General features: G+C 59.3%; 19 protein-coding genes. 8 read left to right on the forward strand and 11 right to left on the reverse strand.

What is annotated here, in order from left to right; genetic code table 11:
- The first annotated feature begins 35 nt into the window (after positions 1-35).
- Together F1563_RS01870 and F1563_RS01875 are read left to right on the forward strand one after the other, a co-directional pair.
- Positions 36-698 (forward strand): potassium channel family protein, encoded by a 663-nt coding sequence (locus F1563_RS01870; RefSeq protein WP_007433810.1) that lies wholly within the window; start codon positions 36-38, stop codon positions 696-698.
- Between the two features lie 40 nt (positions 699-738).
- On the forward strand, positions 739-1,398 hold the full coding sequence (locus F1563_RS01875; protein WP_002527306.1) for a potassium channel family protein: 660 nt from the start codon (positions 739-741) through the stop codon (positions 1,396-1,398).
- Positions 1,399-1,516: 118 nt separating this feature from the next.
- Here the strand turns inward: F1563_RS01875 and F1563_RS01880 are convergent, their stop codons facing one another.
- Genes F1563_RS01880 through F1563_RS01895 form a run of 4 tightly spaced genes read right to left on the reverse strand, consistent with a single transcriptional unit; the run spans position 1,517 to position 3,661 of the window.
- On the reverse strand, positions 1,517-1,909 hold the full coding sequence (locus F1563_RS01880; RefSeq protein WP_002527307.1) for an OB-fold nucleic acid binding domain-containing protein: 393 nt from the start codon (positions 1,907-1,909) through the stop codon (positions 1,517-1,519).
- 3 nt (positions 1,910-1,912) lie between these two features.
- Entirely contained in the window at positions 1,913-2,647 is a 735-nt protein-coding gene (locus F1563_RS01885; RefSeq protein ID WP_002527308.1) for a DUF3710 domain-containing protein, read from the reverse strand.
- A gap of 38 nt (positions 2,648-2,685) precedes the next feature.
- Positions 2,686-3,144, reverse strand: coding sequence for a dUTP diphosphatase (dut, locus tag F1563_RS01890; RefSeq protein WP_002527309.1), 459 nt, complete (start codon positions 3,142-3,144; stop codon positions 2,686-2,688).
- Positions 3,137-3,661 carry a DUF3093 domain-containing protein gene (locus F1563_RS01895; protein WP_172623549.1) on the reverse strand — a complete coding sequence of 175 codons (525 nt, stop codon included), beginning with the start codon at positions 3,659-3,661 and terminating at the stop codon, positions 3,137-3,139. Before F1563_RS01895 ends, dut begins: the two co-directional genes overlap by 8 nt.
- A 41-nt stretch (positions 3,662-3,702) precedes the next feature.
- Here F1563_RS01895 and F1563_RS01900 point away from each other — a divergent pair, with 41 nt between their 5' ends.
- Positions 3,703-4,002, forward strand: a complete 300-nt coding sequence (locus F1563_RS01900) for a DUF4235 domain-containing protein (RefSeq protein ID WP_002527311.1) — start codon at positions 3,703-3,705, stop codon at positions 4,000-4,002.
- A 62-nt stretch (positions 4,003-4,064) separates the two neighbouring features.
- Here the strand turns inward: F1563_RS01900 and F1563_RS01905 are convergent, their stop codons facing one another.
- Positions 4,065-4,361 (reverse strand): DUF4193 domain-containing protein, encoded by a 297-nt coding sequence (locus F1563_RS01905; protein ID WP_002527312.1) that lies wholly within the window; start codon positions 4,359-4,361, stop codon positions 4,065-4,067.
- Between the two features lie 206 nt (positions 4,362-4,567).
- Between F1563_RS01905 and sepH the strand changes: the two genes are divergently transcribed.
- On the forward strand, positions 4,568-5,653 hold the full coding sequence (sepH, locus tag F1563_RS01910) for a septation protein SepH (RefSeq protein ID WP_002527313.1): 1,086 nt from the start codon (positions 4,568-4,570) through the stop codon (positions 5,651-5,653).
- Between the two features lie 43 nt (positions 5,654-5,696).
- Here the strand turns inward: sepH and F1563_RS01915 are convergent, their stop codons facing one another.
- From F1563_RS01915 to F1563_RS01925, 3 genes are read right to left on the reverse strand one after another with little or no spacing between them, the layout of a single operon-like run.
- Positions 5,697-6,353, reverse strand: a complete 657-nt coding sequence (locus F1563_RS01915; protein WP_002527314.1) for a thymidine kinase — start codon at positions 6,351-6,353, stop codon at positions 5,697-5,699.
- Positions 6,350-7,477 (reverse strand): alkaline phosphatase family protein, encoded by a 1,128-nt coding sequence (locus tag F1563_RS01920; protein WP_002527315.1) that lies wholly within the window; start codon positions 7,475-7,477, stop codon positions 6,350-6,352. Before F1563_RS01920 ends, F1563_RS01915 begins: the two co-directional genes overlap by 4 nt.
- Entirely contained in the window at positions 7,474-8,136 is a 663-nt protein-coding gene (locus F1563_RS01925; RefSeq protein WP_002527316.1) for a DUF5998 family protein, read from the reverse strand. The genes F1563_RS01920 and F1563_RS01925 overlap by 4 nt, the downstream gene beginning before the upstream one ends.
- Between F1563_RS01925 and F1563_RS01930 the strand changes: the two genes are divergently transcribed.
- From F1563_RS01930 to F1563_RS01940, 3 genes are all read left to right on the forward strand, one after another.
- Positions 8,117-9,211, forward strand: coding sequence for an App1 family protein phosphatidate phosphatase (locus tag F1563_RS01930; protein ID WP_308478815.1), 1,095 nt, complete (start codon positions 8,117-8,119; stop codon positions 9,209-9,211). The genes F1563_RS01925 and F1563_RS01930 overlap by 20 nt on opposite strands.
- Positions 9,212-9,274: 63 nt before the next feature.
- Positions 9,275-11,800, forward strand: coding sequence for a DNA gyrase/topoisomerase IV subunit A (locus F1563_RS01935; protein WP_002527318.1), 2,526 nt, complete (start codon positions 9,275-9,277; stop codon positions 11,798-11,800).
- 162 nt (positions 11,801-11,962) lie between these two features.
- Positions 11,963-12,100, forward strand: coding sequence for a cell filamentation protein Fic (locus F1563_RS01940; RefSeq protein WP_227431985.1), 138 nt, complete (start codon positions 11,963-11,965; stop codon positions 12,098-12,100).
- A gap of 278 nt (positions 12,101-12,378) precedes the next feature.
- On the opposite strand, the gene F1563_RS01945 is transcribed toward F1563_RS01940, so the two are convergent.
- The 3 genes from F1563_RS01945 to F1563_RS01955 all read right to left on the reverse strand — a co-directional run bounded on the left by F1563_RS01945 (position 12,379) and on the right by F1563_RS01955 (position 17,586).
- Positions 12,379-13,722, reverse strand: a complete 1,344-nt coding sequence (locus F1563_RS01945; RefSeq protein WP_002527321.1) for an MFS transporter — start codon at positions 13,720-13,722, stop codon at positions 12,379-12,381.
- 43 nt (positions 13,723-13,765) lie between these two features.
- Positions 13,766-15,085 (reverse strand): anaerobic C4-dicarboxylate transporter family protein, encoded by a 1,320-nt coding sequence (locus F1563_RS01950; RefSeq protein WP_002527322.1) that lies wholly within the window; start codon positions 15,083-15,085, stop codon positions 13,766-13,768.
- Positions 15,086-15,426: 341 nt separating this feature from the next.
- Positions 15,427-17,586, reverse strand: coding sequence for a DNA gyrase/topoisomerase IV subunit B (locus F1563_RS01955; RefSeq protein WP_002527324.1), 2,160 nt, complete (start codon positions 17,584-17,586; stop codon positions 15,427-15,429).
- Positions 17,587-17,717: 131 nt separating this feature from the next.
- On the opposite strand from F1563_RS01955, the gene F1563_RS01960 reads away from it, so the two are divergent.
- Positions 17,718-17,948: a DUF7455 domain-containing protein gene (locus tag F1563_RS01960; RefSeq protein WP_002527325.1), complete on the forward strand. Its 231-nt coding sequence runs from the start codon at positions 17,718-17,720 to the stop codon at positions 17,946-17,948.
- The last annotated feature ends 1 nt before the right edge of the window (position 17,949 follow it).

Consider the following 17,949-nt stretch of genomic DNA (forward strand, 5'->3'; position numbering starts at 1 on the left):
GGATGGGTGCCACCGCCACCCAAGGGAGGGGTCACATGCATATCGTCATTATGGGATGTGGCCGAGTTGGATCAAGCTTGGCCATACTATTGGAGAAGCGCGGGCACGACGTGTCAGTCATCGACATTGACGACAACTCGTTTCGCCGCTTGGGGCCTGACTTTAAAGGACGGACGGTCAAGGGCGTCGGATTCGATCGTTCTGTGCTCGAAAAAGCGGGTATTCGAGAAGCTGATGGATTCGCCGCTGTTTCCAGCGGCGACAATTCCAACGTCCTTTCTGCCAGGGTGGTCAGCGAAGAATTCGGCATCGACAACGTCGTCGCCCGTATTTACGACCAGGGCCGTGCTGAAGTCTATGAGCGATTAGGGATCCCAACGGTAGCTACTGTGCGGTGGGCTGCCGATCAAGTGCTGCGCAGCCTCATGCCGGAGGGATCTGAGCCGGCGTGGCGCGACCCATCCGGCCAGGTCCGTTTGATCCGCGTCAACACCCATACTGACTGGGTCGGGATGAAGATCTCCACAATTGAGGATCGCATCCACACCCCGCTGCCATTTCTACTGAGGTTCGGTCAAGGCATGGTGCCCGACAGAACCACCTTGCTGCAGGATGGCGACGTCGTCTATGCAGCGGTCGAGGTGGAGCGTATCACTGAAATCGAGAGCCTACTGGCCACGCCGCCGGTCAAGCGTTGATCGTCACGGACAACGCCGTTCACCTGAGGCAAGGAGAATCGTGAGAATCGTCATCGTTGGGGCTGGCAACGTCGGCCGATCCATTGCCCGCGAGCTCACCGCTCATGGACACCAGATCCTGCTCATCGACAAGAACCCTAGAGCCATGAAGCCGGACACCGCCCCAGAGGCTGAATGGCTGTGCGCGGATGCTTGTGAACTGGCTACTTTGGAAGAGGCCCGCCTCGACAACTGTGACATCTCCATTTCAGCCACCGGCGATGACAAGGTCAACTTAGTGCACTCCCTGCTCGCAAAGACTGAGTTTGGGGTGTCAAGGACGGTTGCCCGTGTTAATCACCCCGGTAATGAGTGGATGTTCGATCAGGTATGGGGCGTCGACGTTGCCGTCTCCACCCCACGGCTGATGGCTGCCCTGGTCGAGGAGGCCGTCACCGTCGGTGAATTAGTGCGCCTATTTACCTTCCAGAAGGGGCGCGCAAACCTCGTCGAGCTCACCTTGCCCGATAATTCACCACGGGTTGGTGATCGTATTCGAGACGTCTCGATGCCGGGCGACGCCGTTTTGGTCGCCATCATCCGTGATGGGCAGGGCCGGGCACCCGAGCGCGAAGCTGCTTTGGAAGCTGGTGACGAACTGCTCTTCATGGTCTCGCCCAATTACGAGCCCGATCTGGTCGACCTGTTAGCACCGCACTAACTGAGCGTCACACGTTTCGCACGGGGCCTTAGCGGTAGCTCGGAGATTGAACGGGCGACCTAGCGAACAAGAGGGACAGCAACAGGTGAGCGGACAGCGAAGCCTGCGAGGCTACCTCTCAGTCGAGAAGAACGGTATACCTGGGGTTGTAGATAACCCGTCGTCCTTCGGCCTCGGTAATCATCCCCTCAACTCTCAAGCGTCGACCGGCCCGCAGACCGGGAATGCGCCTGCGACCCATCCAAATGAGAGTCACCGCACCAGTGCCATCCCTGAGCTCCGCTTCCAGCCAGCGATTAGTCCCCCGCGGGTTCAGGGTCAGCACCTCGATGCGCCCTTGGAGGGACGCGCGAGTACGCAACTTAGCGTCCGCAATGGTCGAGGCTCCCGCATCAAGGCTGGAACGCTGCAAATCGTCGTCAGCTAGATCCTCGTTGGACGCCGTCACCCGGCGTAGCACCCGACGAAGAGTCGACTCGCGGTGGGCACGGGCATCGGTGCCTCGACCCATAATTCAGGACTCCTCTGGACGCAAACCCTCAGGTACTCTCAGCGAGATGACATCGCCGGGAACACGTGGGCTGTCGTCACGGTGCACCACAAGGTTGCAGAAAAACTCGAACAGCAACTGTCCGGTGGCATCGAGCTTCTCCCCCAGTGCTGACTCGCCCATGAGGACACCGCGCAGCAACCAGCGTGGCCCCTGGGCCAACCAGGTGCGGGAGACGTGGTAACCGTCCTCACCGTCAGGGCCCTTCATCGGAACGATACGACGTAGCTCGGCACCCATCGGGCCAGGCCCGACATTAGCCTCGCCACCCTGGGCTGCGGTGTCACGCATCATCTCGTCGTGGACCTCGTCGATCATGAGGGTCGAAGCAGGAGCGGCAAAGAGAGCGACCTCGATGGCGGAATTGCCTTGGACGACGAGCAGACTCTGGACGGCACCTGCGGTCTGATCCAGCTGGATCTGCATCTGCATGTTCTCGAATGGGGTGACGATGAGGGAACCGAAGTCGATGCGCTCAACGTCGTCAGCATCGAGATCAACCTCATCAATATCGAAAGGCCCATCTTCGCGGTCGAGGTTGATCCGGTAGACGGAAGTGTCCTTCTCCTCGTCGGACTCGTCCTCTTGGGGGGCCTCCTTGACGTCGAGGTCGTCAGGAGCCTCCTCAGTGGTCTCGAGCTCCTCGTCGATAACCTCGCCTGTCTCGACGTCGTCGTTGCGCTTCTTGCGACCGAACATTGCGTCCTTCCTCGACCGACACTGTGGTGTCATGCAGTCTATCCGTCAATCGGAGGCATACTAGAAACACCGGTTGAACCGTAGCCTCCTTGTCCGCGCTCTGTCTCATCGAGGTCCTTCACCGGCTCGAACACAGCCTGCACCACCGGGACGACGACAAGTTGGGCGATCCTGGAACCAGCATCGAGATGCACCGGCTCCCTCGGATCAGTATTGACGAGCAGCACAGTGATCTGCCCGCGGTACCCGGAATCGATTGTTCCGGGCGAATTAACAATCGACAGTCCATGACGTGCGGCTAACCCTGACCGCGGGTTAACGAACCCGACATAGCCGTCAGGTAGAGCGACACGCACCCCCGTTTCAACCATCGTCCGTTCCCCGGGGGCCAAATCGACATCGTGGCGGCAGGTGAGGTCGGCACCGGCATCGCCGGGCATGGCGTATCGGGGCATCGCCTCGGGGTCTGCCACAGTGGGCACAATGACATCAGCCATGATTATCCTCCAGAAAGTTCTTAGAAGAAGCCTCGGACCTGGACGGGGACCCCATGACGTACTCGGAGACGATGGCGGCGAGTTTCTTAGGGTGACGTGTACTCACGATCCACGCCTGGTGAGGATCAGCAGGGTCAGCAAGCCTCAAAACCAGCCCAGACCGAATCCACGGTCGTGTTACCAAAAACGACCCCACCTGATGGCTTGACCGCATCACCAAGTCCATCGTCTTGGGTTCCATTCCCCGCACCCGGTCGACCCAACGCCACTCGATCCAGGACCGCCCAACGCCAAATCCATCCTCAGTGACCATAATCCGCACGCTGCCAGCCTTGGTAAAAGCCGCAACGATCACCACGACGACCAAAACGGCCACGATGATCCCGGTGACCAAGCTCGTCCACGCTCCAACCGCCACGATAAGTGAGATCGCCACCGCAGCCCCTATGAGCCACCACGACAACGGCGCCCAGAGCCTCTCAGAGTAGACCATTGATCCTGAAGTGAAATTCACCATCACAGCCTAGTCGACGGGCCACCACGCCATATTATGACAGCATGATCCCAGAAAAGATCCTGTGGAAGATTTACGCCGGCGCCCTCGGCGCGGTCACTACCATCATTAGCCAGAAAGTCGTCGAAGGCGTGTGGAAGTACGTCACTGGCGACGAGGAAACCCCTCAGCCTGACGACCCAGAGGTTTCGACGACGAAGGCTCTTACGTGGGCGCTCGCTAGCGGCGTCGGCATTGCCGGATCTCAGTTACTCATGCACCGCTTTGTTAACAAACGGTGGATGAATTTCAGCGCGGTTAACCCCGCCACAGGAAAGAACCTCAATGACGAGGACGACGACTGATCTTCTTCCATGACAACAGCAACGGATCCCGCCCAGTGTGGCGGGATCCGTTGCGCAAGAGATCACACGCAGTCGACGCAGTAGAACTGGCCGTTGCGCTCCTCGGCTAGCTGGGAACGTCCCTTAACGAGGAAGCATGAGGCGCAGGTAAACTCGCCGGACTGACGAGGAAGAACGCGAACGGTCAGTTCCTCGTGAGAAAGATCAGCACCGGGCAACTCGAAAGACTCAGCGGCCTCGACCTCGTCCTCGTCAACCTTTCCAGAGTTCTTATCGTTGCGCTGGTTCTTGAGCTCCTCGATGGAGTCCTCACTGACCTCCTCATCAGTCTTACGTGGAGCGTCATAATCGGTAGCCATGGTCACCTTCCATAAGGACTCGAGATGTCGTCAACCCGCCGGCTGCGAGCTGCGACCGCACAACGTTCGCACCCTTGTGTATCACACCTGTCAAGTCGACAGACAGCGCGCAATAGCATCTGAGCGGTAGCATCACGCAGAAGGCAGTAAGTTGGTGACTCACACAGCCAAACCCCGGCCATGCAGGTCGGGAGGGAAGGTGGACGATGGACAGCGCTCTGAGCCCCCGCGAGATTCAATCGCGGATCCGTTCCGGGGCCACTGTCGAAGAAGTGGCCGCTGAGGCGGGCGTCGACGTCGATCAGGTGGAACCATTCGCGGTGCCGGTCCTTGCCGAGTTGGACCACATCATCGAGGTTGCTATGACGTGCCCGGTGCGCCGCGCGGGCGCGCCCGGATCTCACCGCACACTGGGTACCGTGATCTCCCGAGTCGCCAAAGCCAACTCGATCCCTGACGAGAACATCTCCTGGCGATCCTGGCGCCATGAAGACCGTACCTGGGCACTCGAGGCGCACTGGCCGGCTTCAGACGAAGGCACTCCCCGCTCTGCGACTTTCCGATTTGATCTCAAGGGACGCCACACCTCTCCAGAAGACGCCGGTGCACGCTGGCTCGTCAATGATCGCTCCCCGGCCCCTGCTGAGCCCTTACCTGAGGGAGCTTCAGATCCTGACCAGGAGCCAACCCTCGATCTCAACGACGAGTTGGCTATCGTGCGGGCTGTCAGCAACCGTCAGCGTCAGACTCCTGATCCGGACGTTGTCGCCGGGATGACGAAGCATGACGGGGTCTACGACTTCGACACTTCATCCCCAGCCGACATGGACATGCTCTACGAGATGCTGGCCGGGTTCCAGGAAGACTCGGTCAACATTTACGAAGGTCTCGACACCCCAGTCCTTGACACCGCATCTCATCCTGAGACGAGTCAGGATCCTGAGTCAGCCAAGACCCAGCCAGCCCAGGTGTCGCATGAGGTCAAGACGCCAGATCAGGCCGGTGAGGAGACGAAGGCCCAGCCGCCTCGAGATGACGCATCCGCACACCAGGCAACTGAATCGCGGACTCCCGCGCAGGACACCACGACATCGAAGTTACATAAGAAGGCCTCGACTTCGACCCCTCGTTCCCGAGCGTCAGCTCAAGCTGCCGATGACACTCCCCAGCAGGACGCCCTCGTCGAGGAAGGTGACCGCCCCCGTAAGAAGCGCAAGCCGCGTAAGTCGAAGCGGGCGACGATCCCTTCCTGGGATGAGATCATGTTTGGCGGCCCCACCCCACACGCCTGAAACCCTGCAAATCTCAACTCTGCAACCCCAGAGACCACACTCGTCAGGACTTTGTGCCGTCGAAGGGTAGAGTCTGCTCGGACAAGGTCGCCCTGGAAATCTCCCCAGTGATCCCTTGACGGTGATGACGTCGGCACAACACCTCGTAATGAATTTCCGATCCGCCACCGATATCTCCAACGCCGACCTGGTCGCCCTCACGCACCATCTGCCCATCCACGATGCGGGCGTTATGAGTGGCAGGACGCCCGCACCAGCACAACGGTGAGACCGGAGGTTCAACGACTCTGTCAGCTAACTCAACGAGGCGCTTCGATCCGGGAAAAAGCTCCGTCCGAAAATCGGCGAGAATCCCGAAGCAGTAGACATCGATTCCAAGGTCATCGACAACCCGTGCCAGTTGGTCGATCTGCTCGGGTCGGTAGAACTGGGCCTCGTCACAGATGAGGTAGTCAATTCGTCCTCCACGACTAAGTTGCGAGACGACATCTTGGTAGAGGTCCAGGGATCCAGCGACCTCGACTGCCTCGACGCTCAAACCAATCCGCGAGGTAATCCGAGCGCCACCAGAGCGGTCGTGTATTGCGTATCGCACCCCTTGGCGATCGTGAGCTGACTGCGCATGATCCATCTGCAATGCGAGGGTAGACTTACCAGAGTCCATCGGACCGGTATGGAAAACAAGCTCAGCCATCCTCATCCCTCACAGATTTGGGCCAGCAGCGGGACCCGCATTTCACGCGGAGTGAGCGATCCGTGCATACCCACCAGGGTGAGTTCCTTCGGGGTAGCGCGACTCATGATGGCCCAATCGCCACGAGTGATCGCTAGTACATCGCCGAACCGGGAGCGGGTGGAGGCGTCAACGGGCCCGAATAGACCAGCTGTAATAGCATCCTCACCGATGACGACCTGGGCGCGATCCCCGAGTTCCCGTCGCCATCGCCGTGCGACTTCACCGGGGCGACGGGTGTAGATGTGGCGGAACCGAGGCTCCCCAGCCAGCAGGTCGACGTCGGCGAGCAATCCTCCCTCATCCTCCACCATGATGCGGTGGTCACCGGGGACGTCAATCATGCCGTGGTCAGCTGTGACGACCAGCGCAGTTCCTGAGTCGAGCTCGTCAAGGAGGGCACCAACGAGTTCGTCAACCCACATGAGGCGTGATCTCCATGCTGACGACTGCCATCCCTCGCCATGCCCAACGTGATCAAGTGAGCGCTCGTACACATACGTCAATGAGACATCACCTGAGCGTACGGCTTCAAGGGTTTTATGAACTCGCTCATCGGCATCGTCCTCGTCGTGAATGGGAATGAATCGCGGCCCACGTAGACTCGCGCGCGTCAACCCTGATCGTTGGAAGCGTGCCGGGCCGACGCTGCTCACCGTCACCCCCGCAGCGATAAGCGACTCAAATGCTGTGGGATGAGGTTGGATAGCCTCGGGATTAACCCCATTAGCCCAGCTCAAAGCATTTATGGCCTGACCAGAGGGCGCACGGAAGGTATAGCCAGCGACGCCATGGTGTCCGGGGGCCGCACCGGTGCCGATACAGCTCAACGACGTGGCCGTCGTCGAGGGTACCTGGCAGGTCAGGTCGTGGCAGTTCTCCATGTCCGACAGAGCTGGGGTGAGATGACGAGACTGCTCGAGGTTCTCCCGGCCCATCCCATCAACCAGCAGGAGTACGTACCGCGTCGCGTAAGGCAGCCCCAGACCAGTCAGCGCTCCGCCTGTTAGCGCCTTACCCATCGCGGGCACAAGATCAGAAAGGGTCTCAGGGCCTGGCGGCATGAGGTCGGCAGCGAGAAAGGGACTCATCGGGCTGCCCCGGTGACGGCCTGCATCCGCGTCGCGAAAGCCATCAGGCGTTCAACCTGGTCGGGGCCGTCGGCCGCTGGGCTCATCCTGATGACAATGTCATCTCCGCTGAAAGTCCCGGTGTAGCCATGGTCCCCGGTGCACATGGGGTCCCTGCACGTGGCCGGCTCAAGTTCAAATCGCGAGACAGCCCCCCACGTCATTTGGAGCCAGGTTTCAACTGTAGTCGACGAAGGATCTGTGCCGAATCGGTCAGGGTGCTGCACGACCCGGGTCAGCACTACCGAGCTCACTTGAGATAGCGGGATGGACTCGCTCGAAGTGACGGCTTGCAGCTGGCCTCCCTCGGCACGCTCGTCAGTGTGGCCAATCAGCATACGAGTAGCAGTGCGCAGGACGAGGGTGAGGTGACGATGAACCTCGTCGCTGTCGAAGGTCGCTTCTAAATGCAGTAAATGATCGAGAGCTTCCTCCCCCGCCAAGGAGGTCTCAGCAGCATCAATGACCAGCTCCGGGAAGAATCCGCAGGACTGGATCTCGGCTGCTAATGCGGCAGGCAGAGGGGCTCGGGCTTGATCGACAGACTGACTCACCAGGCCATCGTCCCACGACGAAGCCTGATCCAGTAATCTCCAAGACATGTCGAACCGGCCGTTCATCGGAGCCCGAGTCGAGGATGCCGTCCATAGGCGCCTAAACGCGACACTGCGCAAACGGGGCTGGGTGCCTCGCGTCATCGGTTATCGCAGTTATGGATCGGATACCCATGTGCGTGTTCTCGGACGAGTCGTTCTGACCAGTCCGCCTGGGCGCAATCCGAAAGAGGAGCGCCAACAAGACCGGTCTCCACTAACTCGACGGAATCTGTTGTCCATCGAATTACTGTCCCAGCGCGGTTGGCGCAATTTCCTCGGCCTGCCAGCCCCGGGCACGGAGGTCGTCGTCGACGTCAACGGCGAAAAGATCACAGTGCGGGCAGACCGCGCTGGATACGTTGACGTGCGCGTCAAAAATCACGGTTTGCAACCAGGCTGGCATGAAGTTACCTTGTCAACCAGCGGAGACACCACTACGGCAAAGGTGATCGTGGTGTCACGAAATACTCGATTCGGCATTATCTCTGACATTGATGACACCGTCATCTCTACTTCACTGCCCCGGTCACTCATCGCGGCGTGGAACTCCTTCGTGCTCACCGAGCAGGCCCGTAAATCCATTCCCGGCATGGCTCGGATGTACCAGAAGCTTCTGAAACGCCACCCTGACGCTCCGGTGGTTTACGTGTCGACTGGAGCATGGAATACCTACCCATTCTTGGTACGGTTCCTCGCTCGCCACGGATATCCGCAAGGGCCTTTACTACTGACCGACTGGGGGCCGACGAACACTGGATGGTTCCGTTCTGGGGTGGACCACAAACGCACAGCCCTGCGCGAGTTGGCCCGCGACTTCCCTAACATCGAATGGGTCCTCGTCGGTGATGACGGCCAGCACGACATCCGGATTTACTCCGAATTTAACGAGCTTCAGCCAGGTCATACCCGGGCCATTGCCATCCGTGAGCTCTCGACAACTCAGCGGATGCTTGCCCACGGCACGACGACAGTACTGGAGGACCGTCATCGAGTGCAGTGGACCCCCGAATCTGCGCCACTCGTACATGCTCCCGACGGTGATCAGCTCACTCCACTCCTTGACAAGGTGCTCGACCATGAGGATCCATCCGAACCCTGATATGCAGATTTCGCGCCAATCGACCAAAATAGGTCGTTAGCGCGTGCTGCTACGGAGGTAACGATGGTTAAAAAGACGGTGGACGACGACTTCACCGAGAACATTATCGACGTCGACGTCTCCCGCGAGATGGAGAACAGCTTCCTGGAGTACGCCTATTCCGTCATCTACTCTCGCGCTCTGCCTGACGCCCGTGACGGCCTCAAGCCCGTCCAGCGCCGCATCCTGTACACCATGGGAGACATGGGTGTGCGTCCGGATCGTCCCCACGTGAAATCAGCTCGCGTTGTCGGCCAGGTCATGGGCCAGTTGCATCCTCACAGTGACGCAGCCATCTATGACGCCCTCGTCCGCACTGCCCAACCGTGGGCTATGCGTCTGCCCTTGGTCGACGGGCATGGCAATTTTGGATCCCTCGACGCCGGTCCGGCGGCTATGCGCTACACCGAGTGCCGAATGGCACCTCCGACTCTTGCCATGATCGACGGACTTGACGAAGACACTGTCGACTTCACGCCCAACTACGACGGTAAAGAGACCGAGCCCTCGGTTCTTCCCGCAGCCTTCCCGAATCTGCTCGTTAACGGGGCTTCGGGCATCGCGGTCGGCATGGCAACCAATATTCCTCCCCACAATCTCGTCGAGATCGTGGCGGCTCTGCGGCACATGTTAGACCACCCGGACGCTGTGCTCGATGAGATCATGAGGTTTGTACCTGGGCCAGATCTGCCTACGGGTGGAAGGATTATTGGCCTCGACGGCGTCGCTGACGCTTACCGAACAGGCCGCGGCTCCTTTAAGATTCGCGCTACGGCGCGTATCGAGAAGGTTTCGCCACGACGTCGCGGCATCGTCGTCACCGAGTTGCCGTATATGGTCGGCCCTGAGCGGATTATCGACCAGATCAAAACTCTCGTGCAGTCCAAGAAGATCACCGGAATTGCCGACGTCAAGGACCTCACCGACTTGGCCAACGGCACCCGGTTGGTGATCGAGGTCAAGAATGGCATCAACCCTGAGGCTCTGCTAGAGCGCCTCTACAAGCTCACCAAGCTTGAGGATTCCTTCGCTACCAATGCCGTGTGCCTGGTGGAAGGACAACCCCGCACCTTGGGTCTGATCGACATGTTGCAGGTCTATCTGGACCACCGTCTCGAGGTCACTTTGAGACGCACAAAGTTCCAGCTCAGCAAGGCTAAGGATCGATTGCACCTGGTCGAGGGACTGCTTATGGCCATCGTCGATATCGACGATGTTATCGCGATCATTCGCTCCTCTGAGGACGCTACGACCGCTCGTACGCGCGTCATGGAAGCCTTCGACCTTGACGAGGTCCAGGCTAACTACATCCTCGATATGCAGCTTCGGCGCCTGACTAAATTTTCCACCATCGAGTTGGAATCTGAGCGTGATGAACTGCGCGAACGTATCGAAGGGCTAACGCTCATCGCCAATGACAAGACTGAGTTGCGTCGAGTGGTGTCCGGGGAGTTGGCCGAGGTGTCGGCCAAATACGGCACTCCCCGTCGCACTGTGCTGCTGGGGGCGGCACCGTCGGTTGCAGCAGCGTCCGTCCCACTCGAAGTGCCTGACGACCCGTGCTGGGTCTTGCTCTCGGCGACCGGCCTACTGGCCCGTATTGATAGCGCCGACAATCTGCCTGCCACTGGAGATCGCGCCAGCCACGACGTCATCATCTCCAGCACCCGCACCACCGCCCGTGGTGATTTCGGCATCATCACTAGTGCCGGTCGCTTGGTGCGTGCCCATGTTGTCGACCTCGCTAGCCTGCCGATGACCGCGACTGCACCGTCAGTAGCCGGCGGCACCCCGCTGGCCGACCTCGTCGGTTTGGAGAAAGACGAACGAGCCCTGGCCGTAACGAGCTTGTCGGGGAAAGGCCCTTCCCTAGCCCTCGGCACCCGAAACGGCATAGTCAAAAGGGTCAACCCTGAGTTGCTCGGCAAGGATTCTTGGGAAATCATCGGCCTCAAGGATGGTGACGAGGTCGTCGGTGCCCTTGAGCTGGATGACGATGACCTCGAGTTGTGCTTCGTCACCCAAGGCGCCGCCCTGCTTCATTTCCCAGCTTCCGCCGTGCGTCCACAGGGACGTTCGGGCGGCGGTGTGGCCGGTATCAAGGCCAAGGATCCAGCAATTTTCTTTGGCGCAGCCCCCCGCCACGGATCCTCAGTGGTGACGGTGGCCGCGTCCTCTCCCGCTGTCGCTGGCAAGGAACCCGGCTCGGTCAAAGTCACTCCCTTCAACCAGTACCCGCCCAAGGGACGGGCCACCGGTGGCATGAGGTGCCAGCGGTTCCTCAAGGGAGAGACGGCCCTCGTGCTTGCCTGGGTGGGACCTGATCCAGCCGTGGCCTGTGCCGCGTCCGGGGTGCCTACCGAACTGCCAGCACCGAATATGCGACGAGACGGTTCGGGGGATCTGGGACATCAGCCAATTCTGGCTGTTGGGAGTCGTCGTCATGGATCTGACAAGGATGATTCGGTATCCGGTGAGTCGGATAATGTCGTAGATAGTGCGTTTTTTAGTGATGGGGAGATCGACGCTCAACCCGACCTGTTCAGTTGACCGACGTCGGGATCACATGTCGCCGGCGTAGATACCCTCGACACAAGGACCTGAGCGCACGGGGCGTTATGCATACCCCACGCTGTATGAGAAAGCTGCAGCCTTATTGGAATCGTTGGTACGCACGCACTGGAGGATGGGAACAAGCGACTCGCCTGGTTGGTGACGGTAGTATTCCTTGACATCAATGGATGCTGCATTGAGGCCCGGGACAACGACGCCTACGACCTGGTGATCGATGTGGCCGATGGTAGGAGAAGCCTGGGCAAGATTGTGGGATCCCTGCCCACGTGGTATTGATGGCTAAGGTCCTGCGCACTCCTTGGTGGACGTCTGACCCCCGATACTCGGATCGGGCTGATCGTCAGGGCCCACGTGCTCGTCATCGATCGGGTCGTCTTGCTAGTCCATACCAAGTGTGCGGTGACTAGCAGTGATGACATGATTCAGTGATCGAGAAAGTGCGTCACACCGATGGCACTGATCTCTCTGGCATATGAATCGGCTCGGCCCTGGTCCAGATGGCCGTATTGCGCTACGACGTCGAGAATCTGCGCACCGATCGGGTCTGCCGAGAGTTACTTCGTGTGAGCCACGCCGCGGATCTCGGAAGTGCTGATTGGAATCATGGCTGCCAAGCCCACCAAGAGCACAAGGACGATGCCTATGATTCCCCAATACTGATTGTTATCACCGCTGGTGATGCTATGGCCCGCCGTGACGAACAGACCAAATAGTGCCGGTGCCAGAAACGAGACGGCTTTACCAGTGGTCGCGTAGAGGCCGAAGACCTCTCCCTGGTATCCGGCCGGGCAGATCTGGGTAAGGAGGCTCCGTGACGCTGACTGGGCTGGCCCAACGAAGCCACACATGACGAGGCCGAGCACCCAGAACACGATGGCCGAACCATTGTGGCCGATGAAAACGCCCATACCGCACGCTGACAACACGATCAGCGAAACGATGATGAGTCGTTTCGGGCCAATGCGGTCGTCAAGGCGTCCCAGCAACATTGTAGAAATGCCAGCGACAAGGTTGGCGACAATACCGAAGACAAGCACATCTGACGCACTGAATCCAAAGGTCTGCCGAGCGAGTGGCCCACCGAATTGGAAGACGCCGTTGAGCCCGTCGCGAAAGAATGCAGAAGCGATGAGGAAAATAAAAGTGTTACGGTTGACATGCCAGATCCGCACCACACTGCGCCACAATTCGGCGTAGGCATGTCCCAATGCTCGGAACCCTCGGAACTTAGACTCTGACTGGTCGACTGGCCGTGGGTTATCGCGCAAAATGAGGAAGGTGGGCAGGGTCAACACCAGGATCCATGCCGCGCAAAATAGCATGGCCACGCGGATGTTCATGCTTTCGTGGCTTGTTGCACCAAACCATCCCGCTTGTGGTTTGATCCAGGCGATGTAGATGACGAGCAAAGCAATGATCCCGCCCAGATAGCCCATACCCCACCCGAGGCCGGAAATGCGTCCGACTCTGTCGGGCTCTGCAACATCATCAAGCATGCCGTTGTAAAGGGAGCTCCCGACGTCCGAAATGACCGTCCCGATGCCCAACAGCACTAGTCCGAGCACGAGATAGGACGGGTGAGGCTTGACGAAAAAGAGCAGTCCCGACATCACTGCCAGAACCCAGGTGAGCCATTTCAGAGCCGTTACCTTCCGTTCTCGCCGACCTGCCCACTGCCCCATGACAGGTGCCAGTAAAGCAATGGCCAGACCCGCCAAACTCATAGCCCATGACAGTGCAGTGACAGTGCGGTCCTTAGGCCCGAAGGAATCGCCGACGAGGTAGACGGCAAAGACGAAGGTGGTAATGACCGAAGCGAAGGGCTGCGTACCCGGATCCCACATGACCCAGGCGAAGACGCGTTTACGTTGATCGACTGGCACGTCGGCGTGACTCATGGCTGCTGAGTCTAGCGGCGCCTCGCGAACGCGCGATCGCGCCTCAACCTAGCACGATGGGGGCCCAGAAAGCTCCCAACAGGATCGTCACTGCAATCGAGACGGTACCGGGAAGGACGAAGGGGTGGTTGAGGACGATACGTCCAACTCGCGTTGATCCGGTATCGTCCATCTCCATCGCCGCTACCGTCGTGGGATAGTTCGGCAGCAAGTAGTAATTAGCCACAGCTGGGTAGCAGGCCAGCATCACCACTGGAGACAGGCCGATCTTGGCCACTACTGGCATGAATGCGACGGTCGTTGCAGCGTGGGAGAACATCAATGGCGCAGCCAAGTACAGGATCACGGAAAGGAACCACGGGGCCGAATGCAGGATTGAAGACCCAGCGTGGGTAAGGACGTCCATGTAGTTATTGACAAACATATTGCCAAGCCATGCCAGTCCCAGAATGCAGATCGCTGCCGACATCCCGGCCCGAAAAGTCGCCTGGGTGGTGAGCTGCTTGACGTCTTCACGTGAAATCACGCAGATGATCATCGCCGTCGTCAGCATGATGAGCATGATCGCCGCCGAGGACGTCATAGGCGGCTTGGTGAGCATACCAACCTCCTCTGATGAGACGGTGGCGTAACCGACCACCACGATAAGGGCGACAAGGAAAGCGACGAGGCTAGGGATGGCCGACTGTTTCGGTTTCCAGCCGGTATCGCCGACGGCAGCGTTGTGACTTACCAGCCCCTTAGCCTCGCGTTCTAGGTATATCGGATCATCGACGAGATCCTTACCCTGATGCGATGCCACGACGGCTCCGACAACACACCCGATGAAGGTCGTAGGGATCGTCACCGCGAGAATCTTGAGATAGCCCACTCCTAACGGTTCTAGAACTCCAACCAAAGCCAGGGTTGCCGCCGAGATCGGCGAGGATGCGACCGCGACCTGGGACGCCACAACAGCTATGGAAAGCGGTCTCGACGGTCGGATCTTATGCTCTTTGGCCACCTCCACGATGACGGGCAGCACTGAATAGGCGGTATGCCCGGTACCGCACAGCAGGGAAAGCAGGAAGGTCGCCAACGGCGCGAGGTAGTTGATTTGGCTGGGATGCTTACGCAGCATGACCTCAGTCAGATGCACCAGATAGTCCATGCCGCCCGCGAGCTGGAGAGCAGCGATGGCACAGATGACGGCCATGATGATGCCAATGACCGTCCAGGGAATATCCTCTGCCATCTTCGTGTGCAGGCCGGTGGCCGCGAGAACGATACATCCCGCCCCTCCCGCGAGTCCGACGCCGACCCCACCGAGATGCGAGCCGATGATGATGAAGATGATGGCCACGGCCAGGTGAAACCAGATCATCGCCGCATCCTCCTCACTGAGGATCCCCCGTCAACGTTGGACGTGCCGTCGCGTCTGCCACCCGATTGTCGTATTCGATCCACCATTCACCTGTTCCTATCCGCTCAGGGCCATAACATCCTTGCCGCGGCGCCTCAAAAAAAGCCCCGGGAGAATACATTGTGTCACCGAGACAGTCCACTGTAACTTCTCATACACATCTTGTGGTGGGGACGATTGTGCATATGACGAACCAGTTAAGGTCAGCACCTAGACAACTAGTGAGGTCAAAGTGCATCTCACACATCATTAGTGCTCGCATCGTACGAGTCCCCAGAATGTCAAGTCGCGAAGGAGTCCTCTCAGGCGTCGATCTGTTCGGCGTCGAGACGGTATGCCCCCTCGACAATGAACTGCTTACGCGGTGCGACCTCATTGCCCATGAGGACTTCAAAGGTGCCTTCGGCCTCCGCGGCATCGTCGACGGTTATGCGGCGTAGAGTGCGATGGCGCGGGTCCATCGTCGTCTCCTTGAGCTGGGAAGCATCCATCTCACCGAGGCCCTTGTACCGCTGCGGCTCTTTAAACCGCACCCCCTTCTTTGTTAGCTGGGCGGCAGTGCGCTGGTACTCGGCATCGGTGTAGGTGTACAGGTACTTGTCCATCCCTCGTTTGGGGTTGATAAGCTCGAATCGGTGCAACGGCGGGACGGCTGAGAACACCCGTCCAGCTTCCACCATCGGGCGCATATACCGAAAGAAAAGGGTGGCCAACAGGCATCGAATATGGGCCCCGTCGGAGTCGGCGTCGGCCATGAAGATGACTCTACCGTAACGAGCCTGGTCGAGGCCGAAGGTCTTGCCCGATCCGGCTCCCACGACCTGGATAATCGACGCACACTCAACATTTTTAAGCATGGCGCCGAGGTCGGCCTTCTGCACGTTAAGAATTTTACCGCGGATCGGAAGCAAAGCCTGGTGCTCGGAGTTACGGGCCACATTGGCCGTTCCGAGGGCGGAATCACCCTCAACGATGAACAGCTCGGTAACGTCCGGATCGGAGGATCGGCAATCCTTGAGCTTGGGCGGCAGGTGAGAGGACTCCAGTGCGTTCTTTCTACGCTGGTTTTCCTTATGTGCTCGAGCAGCCACGCGGGTCCGCGAAGCACTAACGACCTTCTCCATGAGGGTGCGTGCCACTGGCTTGTCAGCCGCCTTGGCCGAGGTGAGGAAAGCAGTCATCTTCTCTTCAACGATGCGCGCCACGAGGCGTCGAACCGGTGGGGTGCCCAATACCTCCTTGGTCTGACCCTCAAATTGGGGCTCTGCTAGGCTCACCGTCACCACAGCTGTCAGCCCTTCAAGGACGTCGTCCTTGACGATCTCCTCAGAGGACTTGAGGATGCGTGTCCCCTCCAGGCCAGCGTTGAAAGCCCGCAAGAGACCCTGCTCAAATCCTTGAACGTGGGTGCCGCCTTTGGGAGTAGCGATGATGTTGACGAAGGAGCGCACCGTCGTGTCGTAACCGCTTCCCCAGCGTAGGGCGATGTCGACCCCGAGGTCCCGGTCGACGTCGGTTGGCGTCATGCCGCCGTTCTCGTCAAGCATCGGGACAGTCTCGGTGAAAGAGGCCTCCCCCTGTAACCTCATGACGTCGTTGACAGGTTCGTCAGTGGCGAGGTACTCGGCGAACTCGGAGATACCGCCGTCGAAACGCATCGTCTCTGAGACTGTCCCCAGCACATCCCCGGTCTCAGGATCAGTCTGGATGCCCCTGTCATCAGTAATAACGATCTCCAGGCCGGGAACCAGGAAGGCAGTCTGACGGGCACGGTCGGCAAGTTTGGTCCATGACAATTTGGCGTCCGGAAGGAAGATTTGGCGATCGGGCCAGTACCGAACGCGAGTACCGGTAGCGCCGCGCTTGGCCTTGCCTACTTTGCGTACCCCCGATTCGGGAGTGAAGGGGGCATCGGGGCCCCCACCATCAAAGATCCCAGGAACGCCACGGCGAAAACTCATTCCCCACACCGTGGACTTGCGATCCACCTCAACATCCAGGCGCGCTGAAACGGCGTTGACAACCGAAGCACCGACGCCATGTAGACCACCCGAGACGTTATAAGCGCCGCCGCCAAATTTCCCGCCGGCGTGCAGTTTAGTGTACACCACCTCGACGCCGCTGAGCCCGGTGCGCGGCTCGACGTCAACGGGAATGCCACGGCCCTCGTCAGTCACGAGGATTGACCCGGCCTTCTCCAAGGTGACGGTGATGCGGCGTCCATACCCAGCGAGCGCTTCATCGACGCCATTGTCGAAGATCTCCCAGAGACAGTGCATGAGACCACGGGTATCCGTCGACCCGATGTACATGGCAGGGCGTTTGCGTACCGCCTCGAGCCCCTCCAGCACCAGCAAGTTCTTGGCGCCGTACTCCCGGCTTGTCGACGCCGTACGCACGGTAGCGCGCTCGCCACTCGGCGTTTCCGAGCTACCGGTTGATGAGGTCGAGGTGTTGTCCATGGTCACAGCGACAGCCTATCGACAACCGACGACAAGTAATCCTGGCACCGTGTTCGCCCTCCAACCATCCCTTTATCGATACTGGTGGGAACATTCCGACGATGACGTAGGTTGTCTTATACGGTGACCCGATGATTCATATGGAGGAGGTTGTCATGAACACCACGACGATTGAGCACCATGTCCTCACACCTGCGGACCGTTGTGATCGTTGTGGCGCACAGGCCTATGTGCGCATCACGCTGCGTAACGGTAGCGAGCTCCTCTTTTGTGCACATCATGCTCGGGCCCATAAGGATAAGCTCAAGCAGGTTGCCTTGCATATTCAGGATGACACCCCAAGGCTTTCACCACGCGCTTGAC

Source organism: Cutibacterium modestum (genome assembly GCF_008326345.1).
In the GTDB taxonomy this organism is placed as follows: domain Bacteria; phylum Actinomycetota; class Actinomycetes; order Propionibacteriales; family Propionibacteriaceae; genus Cutibacterium; species Cutibacterium modestum.

Excerpts from the sequence above, each read along its gene's own strand:
- F1563_RS01930 (WP_308478815.1), top strand. The coding sequence starts at position 8,117 with ATGTCGAACCGGCCGTTCATCGGAGCCCGAGTCGAGGATGCCGTCCAT.
- F1563_RS01950 (WP_002527322.1), bottom strand. The coding sequence starts at position 15,085 with ATGATCTGGTTTCACCTGGCCGTGGCCATCATCTTCATCATCATCGGC.
- dut (WP_002527309.1), bottom strand. The coding sequence starts at position 3,144 with ATGGCTGATGTCATTGTGCCCACTGTGGCAGACCCCGAGGCGATGCCC.
- sepH (WP_002527313.1), top strand. The coding sequence starts at position 4,568 with ATGGACAGCGCTCTGAGCCCCCGCGAGATTCAATCGCGGATCCGTTCC.
- F1563_RS01900 (WP_002527311.1), top strand. The coding sequence starts at position 3,703 with ATGATCCCAGAAAAGATCCTGTGGAAGATTTACGCCGGCGCCCTCGGC.
- F1563_RS01880 (WP_002527307.1), bottom strand. The coding sequence starts at position 1,909 with ATGGGTCGAGGCACCGATGCCCGTGCCCACCGCGAGTCGACTCTTCGT.
- F1563_RS01925 (WP_002527316.1), bottom strand. The coding sequence starts at position 8,136 with ATGAACGGCCGGTTCGACATGTCTTGGAGATTACTGGATCAGGCTTCG.
- F1563_RS01935 (WP_002527318.1), top strand. The coding sequence starts at position 9,275 with ATGGTTAAAAAGACGGTGGACGACGACTTCACCGAGAACATTATCGAC.
- F1563_RS01920 (WP_002527315.1), bottom strand. The coding sequence starts at position 7,477 with ATGAGTCCCTTTCTCGCTGCCGACCTCATGCCGCCAGGCCCTGAGACC.
- F1563_RS01870 (WP_007433810.1), top strand. The coding sequence starts at position 36 with ATGCATATCGTCATTATGGGATGTGGCCGAGTTGGATCAAGCTTGGCC.
- F1563_RS01960 (WP_002527325.1), top strand. The coding sequence starts at position 17,718 with ATGATTCATATGGAGGAGGTTGTCATGAACACCACGACGATTGAGCAC.
- F1563_RS01885 (WP_002527308.1), bottom strand. The coding sequence starts at position 2,647 with ATGTTCGGTCGCAAGAAGCGCAACGACGACGTCGAGACAGGCGAGGTT.
- F1563_RS01945 (WP_002527321.1), bottom strand. The coding sequence starts at position 13,722 with ATGAGTCACGCCGACGTGCCAGTCGATCAACGTAAACGCGTCTTCGCC.
- F1563_RS01955 (WP_002527324.1), bottom strand. The coding sequence starts at position 17,586 with ATGGACAACACCTCGACCTCATCAACCGGTAGCTCGGAAACGCCGAGT.
- F1563_RS01905 (WP_002527312.1), bottom strand. The coding sequence starts at position 4,361 with ATGGCTACCGATTATGACGCTCCACGTAAGACTGATGAGGAGGTCAGT.
- F1563_RS01915 (WP_002527314.1), bottom strand. The coding sequence starts at position 6,353 with ATGAGGATGGCTGAGCTTGTTTTCCATACCGGTCCGATGGACTCTGGT.
- F1563_RS01895 (WP_172623549.1), bottom strand. The coding sequence starts at position 3,661 with ATGGTGAATTTCACTTCAGGATCAATGGTCTACTCTGAGAGGCTCTGG.